This window comes from Roseobacter sp. TSBP12, from assembly GCF_009129705.1.
In the GTDB taxonomy this organism is placed as follows: domain Bacteria; phylum Pseudomonadota; class Alphaproteobacteria; order Rhodobacterales; family Rhodobacteraceae; genus Celeribacter; species Celeribacter baekdonensis_A.
In genome coordinates this window covers 70,932-83,003 of sequence record NZ_PYIB01000041.1, presented here as the reverse complement: position 1 = coordinate 83,003, position 12,072 = coordinate 70,932, and the positions used below count along the sequence as shown (strand labels likewise).

General features: G+C 57.1%; 11 protein-coding genes. 3 read left to right on the top strand and 8 right to left on the bottom strand.

Translation table 11 applies throughout. From position 1 onward, the window contains the following. Positions 1–26 precede the first annotated feature (26 nt). From C8029_RS12065 to C8029_RS12055, 3 genes are read right to left on the bottom strand one after another with little or no spacing between them, the layout of a single operon-like run. Complete coding sequence (locus C8029_RS12065; protein ID WP_009572380.1) at positions 27–770, bottom strand: lysophospholipid acyltransferase family protein; 744 nt, start codon at positions 768–770, stop codon at positions 27–29. Continuing rightward, complete coding sequence (locus C8029_RS12060) at positions 770–1,669, bottom strand: cell division protein FtsX (protein WP_009572379.1); 900 nt, start codon at positions 1,667–1,669, stop codon at positions 770–772. The genes C8029_RS12065 and C8029_RS12060 overlap by 1 nt, the downstream gene beginning before the upstream one ends. Next, complete coding sequence (locus C8029_RS12055; protein ID WP_009572378.1) at positions 1,666–2,337, bottom strand: cell division ATP-binding protein FtsE; 672 nt, start codon at positions 2,335–2,337, stop codon at positions 1,666–1,668. Before C8029_RS12055 ends, C8029_RS12060 begins: the two co-directional genes overlap by 4 nt. 156 nt (positions 2,338–2,493) lie before the next feature. On the opposite strand from C8029_RS12055, the gene C8029_RS12050 reads away from it, so the two are divergent. Then, complete coding sequence (locus C8029_RS12050) at positions 2,494–3,465, top strand: zinc-ribbon domain-containing protein (protein ID WP_157789810.1); 972 nt, start codon at positions 2,494–2,496, stop codon at positions 3,463–3,465. 21 nt (positions 3,466–3,486) lie between these two features. On the opposite strand, the gene C8029_RS12045 is transcribed toward C8029_RS12050, so the two are convergent. From C8029_RS12045 to argH, 4 genes are read right to left on the bottom strand one after another with little or no spacing between them, the layout of a single operon-like run. After that, positions 3,487–6,033 carry a DUF4175 domain-containing protein gene (locus C8029_RS12045; RefSeq protein ID WP_152002966.1) on the bottom strand — a complete coding sequence of 849 codons (2,547 nt, stop codon included), beginning with the start codon at positions 6,031–6,033 and terminating at the stop codon, positions 3,487–3,489. A gap of 48 nt (positions 6,034–6,081) precedes the next feature. Next, positions 6,082–7,347, bottom strand: a complete 1,266-nt coding sequence (gene lysA / locus C8029_RS12040) for a diaminopimelate decarboxylase (protein WP_152002965.1) — start codon at positions 7,345–7,347, stop codon at positions 6,082–6,084. A 37-nt stretch (positions 7,348–7,384) separates the two neighbouring features. Next, positions 7,385–7,549 (bottom strand): hypothetical protein, encoded by a 165-nt coding sequence (locus C8029_RS22055; RefSeq protein ID WP_176832867.1) that lies wholly within the window; start codon positions 7,547–7,549, stop codon positions 7,385–7,387. After that, complete coding sequence (gene argH, locus C8029_RS12035) at positions 7,546–8,937, bottom strand: argininosuccinate lyase (protein ID WP_040402398.1); 1,392 nt, start codon at positions 8,935–8,937, stop codon at positions 7,546–7,548. Before argH ends, C8029_RS22055 begins: the two co-directional genes overlap by 4 nt. Positions 8,938–9,035: 98 nt before the next feature. Between argH and C8029_RS12030 the strand changes: the two genes are divergently transcribed. Continuing rightward, positions 9,036–9,545, top strand: coding sequence for a TlpA family protein disulfide reductase (locus C8029_RS12030; protein WP_226946323.1), 510 nt, complete (start codon positions 9,036–9,038; stop codon positions 9,543–9,545). On the opposite strand, the gene C8029_RS12025 is transcribed toward C8029_RS12030, so the two are convergent. Beyond that, entirely contained in the window at positions 9,514–10,791 is a 1,278-nt protein-coding gene (locus C8029_RS12025; RefSeq protein WP_009572372.1) for a PAS domain-containing protein, read from the bottom strand. The two genes, C8029_RS12030 and C8029_RS12025, sit on opposite strands and share 32 nt — an antisense overlap. 343 nt (positions 10,792–11,134) lie before the next feature. Here C8029_RS12025 and C8029_RS12015 point away from each other — a divergent pair, with 343 nt between their 5' ends. Then, the gene (locus C8029_RS12015; protein ID WP_009572371.1) at positions 11,135–11,962 is read left to right on the top strand and encodes an EAL domain-containing protein; all 828 of its coding nucleotides are present in this window, start codon (positions 11,135–11,137) and stop codon (positions 11,960–11,962) included. Positions 11,963–12,072: the final 110 nt, after the last annotated feature.

The following is a 12,072-nucleotide window of genomic DNA, read 5'->3' as shown; positions in this document are numbered from 1 at the left end:
CGAAAGGATGACACAACGATGACGAATTATGTCGCACGCGACGGCAACGTAAACCCAGCCTCAGCCATCAATTGATCAGAGGCAGTTTCAATCACCTCTTCCAGCTCTGTCATAACCTCTTTGATCGGCTTTCCTGGCGTGATCCGGGGCAGGAACTCGACCACGGCCAAACCGCGTGCGCGATACACGCCGCGACGCGGCCAGAATACGCCCACATTGGTGGCGGCGGGCACGATGCCTTGCCCGGTTTGTTCATACAGAACACCCGTGCCCACTTTATACGGCATATGCACTCCAGCAGCCACTCGGGTGCCTTGCGGGAAAATGATCAATTGCCCCGGCAAGGTGGAACCGGATTTCACATCCGCAACCATCTTTTTGATCGCCTGCCCGCGCTTGCCGCGATCCACTGCGACACAGCCGATGCGCTTGGCGTAATAGCCAACAATCGGGGTCAAACTCAGTTGCTTTTTCATGATGAATTTTGGCCGCGGGACGACCGAAACGATCATGATGATGTCGAAAAAACTTTGGTGTTTGGAGGCGATCAAAACCTCATCTGTTGGGATATCGCCCCGAATGTCCGAGCGCAGCCCGACGAGCCAGCGCGCCGAAAACCGCACCCAACGGCAATAGGTCCGACACGCGGCATAGGCATAGACCCGGTTGATCATTGCGAAGGGCGTAAAGACAATCGCCAGCACAAGCATCGCCAGATACATCTGAACCACGAAGATCAAAGAGAGAATCCATTGGATCGGATAGGGCATCACATCAATCTCCGTAGGGTTTGCAGCGCGGCAAACCGTGTGGCCAGAAACGCCACGAAGGCCGCCAGCAGCGGGATCACACAGGGCCAGAACCACTGTAGCCCGGAAAAGCCGAGCCCGGTGAGAAATCCACCTTCTTGCTGCGCAGAGGGCAAAAGCGCAACGGCAACGGTGCCGAAAAACGCACCGATGACGGCCCCGGTAAAGCCGCGCACCGTAAAGCGGCGTTCAAAGGCGCGGGCGATATAGCTGTCCGTGGCCCCGACAAGACGCAGGGTGCGGATCACTTGGGCATTGGCGGCAAGTGCGGCATTGGCGGCAAGGGTGATCATCCCCGCCGTCACCCCCGCCATCAAGATCAAGGACACATAGCCCAAGAACCGAAGCCGACTGGCTGCCTTGATCAAAGGACGACGCCAACGACTATGATCATCAAGGACCGCGCCGGGCGCTTCTCCGGCCAAACGCAATCGCAGGCCTTCACCATCATAACCCTCCGCCGTCTCGATCACTTCGATCAGTGCGGGCAAAGGCAGGGTATCAACCGGCAAAGACGGGCCGAACCATGGCTCAAGCAGCGCCATCTCTTCGTCCCGGCTCAACGCCCGCGCCGAGGCGACGCCCGGCGTGGTGTTCAGCACATCAAGCGTTGCCTTGATCTGAGCGTCGACCTGATCTTCAGGCGCGGAAATGCGTACCGTGGAAGCGCGCGCCAACTCATTGCCCCAACGCTCCGCCAATCGGCCCGTCGCCAAAGACAAAGCCAGCGCAAACACCGCCAAAAACGCCATCGCCGCTGCGGTCAGCACCGTCAGACGCGCGGTAAAACCCGAGGGTGGCACAACGCGGCCCTGCGCGCTTTCAGAAAAATTCAGGAACGGCAAAAGAATGGTTCTCATAGATCCGCCCCCGATTGTTGGATGCGTCGATTGGAAATCCGCAAAACGCGCGCTTGCACCTGCGATTTCGCTTGCCTGATCAAGTGCATATCATGAGTCGCAATCACCACGGTTTTGCCCATGCGATTGAGTTCGACCAACAATTGCAACAGCCGTAAAGACATCTCCCAATCGACGTTGCCGGTCGGCTCGTCGGCCAAAATCACATCGGGGGACATGATCACCGCCCGCGCCAAAGCGGCGCGCTGGCGTTCGCCGCCGGAGAGTTCGGGCGGCTTGGCTTTGATCTGTTCCGTCAATCCAACCCAGGCCAAAAGGTCCACCAGATCCTGATCGTCGCGCGGCCGGTCAGCCACGGTCAAAGGCAGGGCCACATTTTCGGCCAGACTCAAATGATCCAGAAACTGGCAATCCTGATGCACCACCCCGATCTTGCGTCTGAGCTGGGCCACCTCATCGCGCCCCATCTCGCGGGTGTCCTGTCCAAGGATCGAAACCCGCCCTGCCGTCGCCTGAAGCTCGCGGTAGCACAGTTTGAGGAACGTGGTTTTGCCCGCCCCCGACGGGCCGGTTAAAAAGTGAAAGGAGCCCGGCGCAAGCGAGAGCGTCATCTCCGTGAGAAGCTCTCGCCCCCCGTAGCCGTAGCCAGCATTATGAAACTCGATCACACCCAAACCCCTGTTCTCTGTCGCGACAGTTTTGCCTCACTGGTCAAAAGCTTTCAATGCAACTGTCGCAAAAACATGGACAATCTGGCTTGGGACGTTAACAATTCCGTCAAACTAAACGTGCTAAGCACGGATTTTGCTGTGGCAGGGGAAAAAATGCGGCTTATTTGTCCCAATTGCGGAGCGCAATACGAAGTTGACGCACGTGTCATTCCCGACACGGGGCGGGATGTTCAATGCTCAAACTGTGGTCACACTTGGTTTCAACAGCCCGCGCATCAGGACAAGGAACTGGCCGAAGAGCTGGGCTACGAGCATCCTGAAGAGGCACCAGAGCAACCCGGTTTTGACGCCCCAGCACCAGCCGCCGCCGAGGTGCCCAATTTTGACGCGGAGCCTGAGCCCGAAGTCGAGGCAGAACCAACACCAGAATCAAAAACCACTCCTGCGCCAGAGGTCACACCCGAAGCGGAGGCGGAACCTGAGCCGGACATCGACGATGGCGCGGACGACACAGCTCTGGAAGATGAAGCCACTCCAATCGACGAGGCCCGGCGGAGTTCTGTGCTTAAAGACAGCGTGCGCGACATCCTGCGCGCCGAGGTCGAATTTGACCAAACCATGCGTCGCCCGGAAAGTGATCCGCTTGAATCCCAACCCGATTTGGGACTGGAAGAGCCATCCCAAGACGCCGCCAAAAAGAGCCTTCGCGACCGCATGGCCCGGTTGCGCGGGCTTGATCCGGCGGATTCGGGGATCATTGCCGGGAGTGCCGCCGCGGTCACCGGCAAACGCCGTGATCTGTTGCCTGACATCGAAGAAATCAACTCCACCCTCAGCGCCTCATCGGACCGAGACGAAGACGGCACAGTGCCCGACGAAGACACCCGCCGCGCCCGCGCAGAACGCTCCAGTTTCCGCACGGGCTTTGGGCTTTTGGTGCTTCTCACCGTGATCTTGGTCGGGCTGTATCTCTTTGCGCCACTGATCGCGCAAAAGGTCCCCGCGCTTGGGGGTGTGATGGAGGCCTATGTGACCGTGGCAAATGGGTTCCGCGCCTGGCTTGACCGCGCCATGTCGGCGGCAAGTGCGCGCCTCAACGCGCTTTTGAGCCAGCTCAACAGCTAATCGAGATCAACACTCTCGCATTTAAAACCGGTCCAAAAGACGGTTTAAATAGTTGCGTTCGTCTTCTGGGCGATCTTGTTCGGCCGAGCGGCGGCGGATTTCATCGGTGAGTTCTTCTGCTCGGCGATAGACGTCCTCGCCCTCGTAAAGCGGCTCATCTGAGCCAAACTGCCCCGTGTCCCCGGCCGCGCGCCCAAGCGGATCACGCCGCATTGGATCACTGCCGGATTGCCCGCCTGCTTCGCCCTGCTGGCCCTCCTGCTCCTGCTGCGATTGCGCCTGTTGTTCGCCAAGCTGGCGCATCCCGTCGCGCAGGGCTTCCATCGCCTCGGCCTGACTGTCGAGCGCGCCGGACAAATCGTTTTGGCCAAGTGCCTCTTCGGCCTCATCCATCGCCCGATCCGCCCGATCCAAAGCCCCGCCAAGCCCCTCTTCGTCGCCACCGCCCGCACCATTCATCGACTGGCGTTGGCGCGCCAGTTGATCGCGTAGCGCTTGTTGGCGTTCGGCCAAGGATTGACCATTCGGCTCCGCGCCCTGCCCTTTACCGTCCTGTCCTTCGCCTGCTTGGGGTTGCTGGCCCTCTTGTGTGCCTTCGCCCTGATCCCCTTGTTCGCTCCGCGGCTGACCGCCGCCAAACTGCTCTTGCAGGTCAGAAAACGTATCATCGTTGAGCTGTTGTTGGTCGCGCAGCATGTCTTGCAAGCCTTGCATGCTCTCGCCGCCTTGGCCCTGCCCCTCGCTTTGCGTCACACGCATGTTTTCAAGCATTTCGGCCAGCATGTCCAAAAGCTGCTGCGCCTCGGCCATCCGGCCCTGCTCCATCAATTCCTGAATGCGGTCCATCAATTGTTGCAACTGATCGCCGGTGATCTGCTGGCCGTCTTGCTGACCTTGATCGGGCATGTCGGTGCCATCACCTTGCTCACCCTGCTGCTCAGCCAATTGCTGCATATAATCGCGGGTCGCCTCGCGCAGCTCTTGCATCAGCTTTTGGATTTCCTCCGGCGTTGCCCCGTCCCGCATGGCTTGGCTCAGCCGCTCTTGGGCCCGATGCAGCCGCTCAAGCGCGTCTTTCAACTGTCCATCTTCGAGCAAAAGCGCGATCTCCCAAAGCGCGTCCGTCACCTCACCAAGCTGCGCATCCGTCAGAGTGCTCTCGCGCCCCTCGATCACACCGACCACTTCGCGCAGGCGGAAATAATGGCGCATATCATCAAACAGTTGCGTCGGATCAACCGTGACCGCGCGGATCACCTGGGCGGCGCGCGCGGCATTTTCGCGGTTCCACAGCAACTCTTGACGGACATCAATCAAAGCCGCGGCCAGCGGATCAAAGAACCGACGAGTCGGCAGAATGGCCTCGCCAATCGCCTCGTCGCTGGCCTGCCCGGCCTCATCCCACGCGGTGAGAGAGATTTGAACCGGCAGACCCGCAAACGGATGTTGGGCCAGATTTTCGCCGATCATGCCCTCGATCTCGCGCCGATCCCCGATCTGCGGCAGCGGCACAGTAACCTCAAGCGCCGGGCGCGCCTCAGGCGACAGCACATAGCCATAGCGTTTTTCCACCGCCTCCGGGTCGCGGGTGATCGTCAACACCGCGCGCGCCACGCCGAAATCATCGGTGAGGCGGAAATTTTGCCGGGTTTCACCCGAAGGAGCGCGGGTCATCGGGCCGATCAACTCGACCGTGGGCGCCGCGTCGGGCTGTAGCGCCACATCCCACAAACGCCCCGTTGGACCGTCAATCTCGATCTCGCCCGGTTGACGCACGGCAAAATCCGGCGCGGCACTTGTGCCCGAGAGCGGTTCGCCGGACACGGTTTCGGACAGTGTCAAAACCCCGTCCTCGCCATAAAAGCGCACGGTCACATTGGAGCCTTTCGGCACGTCAAACCGGTCTTTCAAATCCTCCAGATAGAGCGTCGGCTTGCCCGAATAGGCTGGCGGTTGCACCCAGCCCTCCCAATTTGGCCCAGCGGCAATGTTCGACCCGGATGTGCCCAAATCCGTGGTCGTGCGGGCCTGTTCAAGCGAGCCAAACAGGCCACCCATGCCAAGGGCCGTGAGCGCCATCAAACGCAAAGCATAGGGGTCTGCGGCAGACAGACGCAGGGTTGGGCCGATTGCGCGTATATCTTTGAGACGCGTCAGCATACGCGCGCGGTGGGCCGTCCAAAGGCTGTTTGATGCTGGATCGTCCCCGCCGATCAGGGGCGTATCGGTGAGCGCTTGCAACGGCTGCCCCGGCAAGGTCGCATCCACCCGCGCCAAAGCCGCATGCGGCGGTGGGCGGCGGAACTGCCAAAGGCCCACGCCGAAACTGGCAACAACGCCCAAAGCGGCCCCGGCCAAAACAAGCGTTCGCGCCAAAGGCGTAAACAGATCATGCAGCCCTAAAAGCGCAAAGCCACAGAACCCCACGAGAACTGAGAAAAATGGCCAAAAGGCCTGCCCAATACGCTCAAACCAAAGCCCGGCAGCCGTGGCAGTCAAAGCAAAGCGCACCCTCCGCGCCAAAGGCCCGTTCAGGTTGAGGGTTCGTTTTTCTTGGTCAAATCCCATGACGTTTGCCCGATCCAGCCCATTTTACCGCGCCGGATCGCGCGGATGTCAAAGCCATTGAGGAATGGTATCGCGATTTATCATCTCTTCAAAGCTCGGACGCGGGCGGATGACAGCGAATTGATCGTCTTTCACCAAAACCTCTGGGATGAGCGGGCGGGAATTATATTCCGACGCCATCACCGCGCCGTAAGCACCCGCCGAACGGAACGCGACCAAATCGCCCTCCGCCAAAAGCGGCATGTTGCGGGCCTTGGCAAAGGTATCGCCGGTTTCGCAAACCGGGCCAACGATGTCATAGGGCAATTGTTCCACACCTGCATCGGGTTCGATCACTGGAATGATGTCGTGATGAGCGTCATACATCGACGGCCGCACGAGATCGTTCATCGCCGCATCGAGGATGAGAAAATCGCGGCCTTCGCCATGTTTGAGATAGATCAGCGAAGACACCAAAATCCCGGCATTGCCGGAAATCAGCCGCCCCGGCTCGATCTCGATCTCACAGCCCAGATGGCCGACGGTTTTGCGGATCACATCGCCATATTCCACTGGTAGCGGCGGGGCCTCATTTGAGCGCTCATAAGGAATGCCCAAACCACCGCCGAGATCAAGTCGGCGAATGTTGTGACCATCGGCGCGCAGGGCTTCGGTCAATTCCGCCACCTTGGTAAAGGCCAGTTCAAACGGCGCAAGCTCGGTCAATTGCGAGCCGATATGAACATCAATACCGACCACGTCGATGCCCTGCATTTGGCCCGCGCGAGCATAGACGTCGCGGCATGTGGCAATCGGAATACCGAATTTGTTTTCGGATTTCCCAGTGGCAATTTTTGCGTGGGTTTTGGCGTCCACATCCGGGTTCACCCGCAGGGCAATCGGGGCTTTGACGCCCAAAGACATCGCCACCTCATTGAGCGCCTCAAGCTCGGGTTCGCTTTCGACGTTAAACTGACGAATACCACCGATCAACGCCTGACGCATTTCATCACGGGTTTTGCCCACGCCGGAAAACACGATCCGATCCCCCGGCAGGCCCGCCGCCTTGGCCTTGAGATACTCGCCGATCGACACCACGTCGATCCCCGCGCCCAGCTCACCCATGAGTTTGAGCACGGCAAGGTTCGAGTTCGATTTCATCGCGAAACAGACCAGATGATCCATCCCGCCCAAGGCCTCGTCGAACAGATTGTAATGGCGCGTCAATGTGGCGGTGGAATAGACATAAAACGGCGTGCCAACCTGTGCCGCGATGTCAGACACGGGCACGTCTTCGGCGTATAAAACACCGTCTCTATAAAGGAAATGATCCATGTAGGGTCTTTCAGATGCCGGGCCCAAGGGCCCTCAGTCAGTTCAGCGGAATGTGAATGTTAACCGACGTGTCGGTGTAACTTCCGCGTTTGGAATTCACGCCCACGGTGGTCGACACGCCCACCTCAGGCTTGACAGGGTCGCCATCCACACCACAGCCCACAAGGCCGATCATCGCCACAGCACATATAAAACGGATCATCCGAGCACCTCTTTCCAACGCGCAATTTGTGCACGGACCTGAGAGGGCGCCGTGCCTCCGTAGCTTGTGCGAGACGCGACCGAATTTTCAACCGTTAAGACATCATAGACGCCTTCAGTGATCGCTTCGTGAACGGATGTCATCTCCTCCAGGCTCAGATCAGGCAAATCGCAGCCCTTTTTCTCAGCCATCGCCACCAATGCGCCGGTGACATGATGTGCGTCGCGGAACGGCAGGCCCGCTTCGCGCACCAACCAATCGGCAAGATCGGTCGCAGTGGAGAACCCAGAGGCGGCGGCAGCGCGCAGATTGTCGGTGTTGGCGTTCATATCCGATACCATCCCGGTCATCGCGGCGAGGGCCAGCATAAGGTTGTCGGCGGCGTCGAAGACCTGTTCTTTGTCTTCTTGCATGTCTTTGGAATAGGCCAGAGGCAGGCCTTTCATCACCATCATCAACGCGACATTTGCGCCAAAAATCCGCCCCACCTTGGCGCGGATCAATTCGGCGGCGTCGGGGTTTTTCTTTTGCGGCATGATCGAAGAGCCGGTGGAGAACCGGTCCGAAAGCGCGACAAAGCGGAACTGCGCCGAGGACCAGATCACCAACTCTTCGGCAAAACGCGACAGGTGCATGGCGGTGATGGACGCGCAGCTCAAAAATTCGAGACCGAAGTCACGATCGGCCACGGCATCCAAAGAGTTGGCGGTCGGACGGTCAAAGCCCAGCGCCTCAGCGGTCATATGGCGATCAATCGGGAAACCCGTGCCTGCCAGAGCCGCTGAGCCCAGCGGGCTTTCGTTCATCCGGGTGCGTGCGTCTTTGAAGCGAGACATATCGCGGCCAAACATTTCGACATAGGCCATCATGTGGTGGCCCCAGGTCACCGGCTGCGCAGTTTGCAAATGGGTGAAGCCGGGCATGACCCAATCAGCGCCCTTTTCGGCCTGCGCCATCAACGCGCGGATCAAGGCCTCAAGGCCAGAAACCGCTGCATCCATTTGATCGCGGGTCCAAAGTTTGAAATCGGTGGCGACCTGATCGTTGCGCGAACGCGCCGTGTGCAACCGCCCAGCCGGTTCGCCGATGATCTCTTTGAGCCGGGATTCGACATTCATGTGAATGTCTTCAAGCGCTGTGGAATAGACGAACTCACCGGCTTCAATTTCTGACAATACCGTGAGAAGGCCTTCCCGAATGGCCTGCGCATCGCTATCGGTAATAATGCCCTGTTGCGCAAGCATCAAAGCATGGGCGCGCGAACCCGCGATATCTTGGGAGGCCAGTCGTTTGTCGAAACCAATGGACGCATTGATCGCTTCCATAATCGCGTCAGGTCCGGCGGCGAAACGCCCGCCCCACATCGCGTTTGATTTCTTATCGGTCATGGACACACCCGCATGTTGAAAAATCTGATTGCCGCCACCCTTTATACGGCCCTGAGCTTGGTGCAATTCCTGCTGCCGCACAGGATATGCAAAGCGTGATGGATTTGCGCGAGGACAGCCTGCAAAAACTGGGATTTCACACTGAACCCAAAGAAGTGAGTGCGCTGCCGTTCACGACGATGGATGGTGCTGAGGAAACGCTTGCGGACCATGCGGGCAAACTTGTCCTTCTCAATTTCTGGGCCACGTGGTGTGCGCCGTGTCGCAAAGAAATGCCGGCGCTTGATGCGCTCTCCGCTGAGTTTGACGGCAAAGGGTTTGCGGTTCTGCCCATTGCGACCGGACACAACCCCACACCCGCGATCGAAAAATTCTTTGAAACCGCTCAGATCAAAGAGCTGACGGCACGACTTGACCCAAAAGGCGCAATGGCGCGTGATATGGGGGTGCTTGGCCTCCCTGTGTCGATCTTGATTTCTCCACAAGGCCAGGAAATCGCACGTATGACCGGAGATGCGGACTGGTTCTCGCCCTCAGCCCAAGCAATTGTGACCGAACTGTTGAATGAATACGGCCTCACGAATGATGATAGTGTAGTGATCCATTAGCGGTGCGCGGCATGGCCGCCTCAACCAATGTTTTCACCCGTTCCGAGAGATGCATGATCCGCTCCAAAGTCGCATCAATTTCGATATGGAATTTATCGAGTTGATCAATGACAGGCATGAGCGATACCGAATTCGCCCCAAGACGCCCAGCTTCGACGCGGCACAACACCCGGATGGAATCAAGCCCCGTCACAAGTTGACGCAGATCCTTTGCCGAGCGCGTGAGCGCGGTCACATCGTTAAAGACGGATACCAAAACTGCTCCAGAATCAATGGAGTAGGTGTCGAGTAAGGTGGTGAGAACCTCCACCTCATACTTGAAATTATCCCCTTCTTTCGCTGTCAAGAAAGCCTCTAGCGCAACCATTTTCACTTCACGTTGTAGCCGTGCCGCGGCCATCATGAAAATACCGTGGTGCACTCGCGACAGAACCGATTCGGTCATACTTCGGGCGCCGTTTTCGACCCTGAACCCTCCAAGATGGTTGGTCACTTCGTCCGACATCAATCTATAATTTTGGGAGATTGCAGAAATCGGCCCTCCCGCAGGCTCCAACCGCGATGCAACAATGCGCATATTTGAGGGAATCCCACGAATTTTGGCGAAGGCCGTGAACAGGTTCTGTTGCTCTGATTCAAGGTCATGCAGCCTGGGCAAAAGCTCTTTCATACTGCGTAAACGCCCGTCTTCGACCCGGGCGAGCGCGGTGTCACGGGCCGTCATCTCTTGTGCAATCGCAAACGAACTGAACGCCGCATAGGTTGGGAACCCGAGATCTCGCAAAACTTCACGAATTTTCGCAGCACTTTCTTCGGGAGTAAGCCCTTCATTTGCCTCTAATTTTAGAGCCTCCGCATACGCGACCTGAGCCTGAGAAAAGACTTTCGAAGAGGGTTTCATCCGCACGGAAACATAGCCGCCCTCAATCGGCGAAATAACCGCATAGACCCAATAGTACCGACCATCTTTCGCACGGTTTTTCACATAAGCGCCCGTGGCTAGCCCTTTTTTGAGCCGCTCCCACAGAATATAAAAAACCCCTTTCGGCATATCGGGGTGTCGAATGATCTTATGAGGGGCACCAACAAGTTCTTGCCAGGAATATTCGGAAATTCGGCGAAAAACTTCGTTCCCGGCCGCGATCACACCGCGCTCATCTGTCCGTGAAAAGAACAGTTCGTCGATTGAGAACGGCGCCTCTTCACGGCTTGAGGAAAAGGCTGTTGCAGAGTTTTGAAATGACATGTTGTGCCCAATTGTCTGATTTGATCGCAGTTGAGCAAAGGTTACTTTCAATATGGTTAAGCCATTTCAAATCGATCCTGTTTTGCCATTCAATTTTTGCAACGGCAGTTTTTGCCTTGGCCCGCAAAACCTGCGCCCTTTTAGAAAGAAAAATTCGATTTAAATACTCCGAATTTTCGATCAATTTCACGTTTTCCCTTAAATTTTCAAATCGCATCAATGCTTTATGACATTGTTTAAAACTTCTCTAAAATCTCAAACAAATTTGAAAGTTTACCCACCGTTATCCCAAGTCTTTCAAAGTCGGTCTCACAATGCGGATGCTTTAAGGCAAGGTGACGGGATGAATACCTCTTTCTATGGCCACGATGATTTGGGTAGCCCACTGTCGGCTGCGGTCGCAGAGCGCGATCAAAACACAATGGATATGGTGCATTCGGCCCTGCGGAAAAAACAGGTGATGCTTGCATATCAACCTATTGTCCAAACGTTGCGCCCGGACCGTCCCGCCTTTTTCGAAGGCCTCATTCGGGTTTTGGATCAAACCGGACGGGTGATTCCCGCGCGCGAGTTTATTGACGTTGCCGAGACCACTGAAACCGGTCGCCAACTCGACTGTCTCGCACTTGAACTTGGGCTCACCGCCCTCAACAAACACCCGACATTGCGCCTTGCGATCAACATGTCGGCGCGCTCCATTGGCTATCCACGCTGGAAAGAAACGCTTCACATTGGTTTGGCCAAAAACGCAACCGTCGCCGAACGTCTTATTTTGGAGATCACTGAGAGCTCCGCCATGGTGATGCCTGATCTTGTGTCTGTCTTCATGAAAGAGCTACAATCTATGGGCATTTCCTTTGCTCTTGATGATTTTGGCGCGGGCTATACCGCCTTCCGCTATCTCAAAGAATTCTATTTCGACATTGTGAAAATTGATGGCAGCTTTATCCGTGGCATCGCAACAAATCCCGACAACCAAGTGCTGACGCAGGCACTGGTCTCTGTCGCCAAACATTTTGACATGTATACGGTGGCCGAATTTGTCGAAACCGAAGCAGATGCCCAATACTTGAGTTCAATCGGGATCGATTGCATGCAGGGCCACTACTTCGGCGCGGCCACGATTGATCCGGCGTGGCAAACCAAAGAAACACGCCGAAAAGCCAGCTAGTCGGGCGTCAAACCGCCTCATCCTGGGATTGATGGTTGAAAATGCTGCGCGCGCAGCCTACTGCTTTGGTGGGGAGCCGCGCAATATTGTTGCAAAAAATCCAACCATTG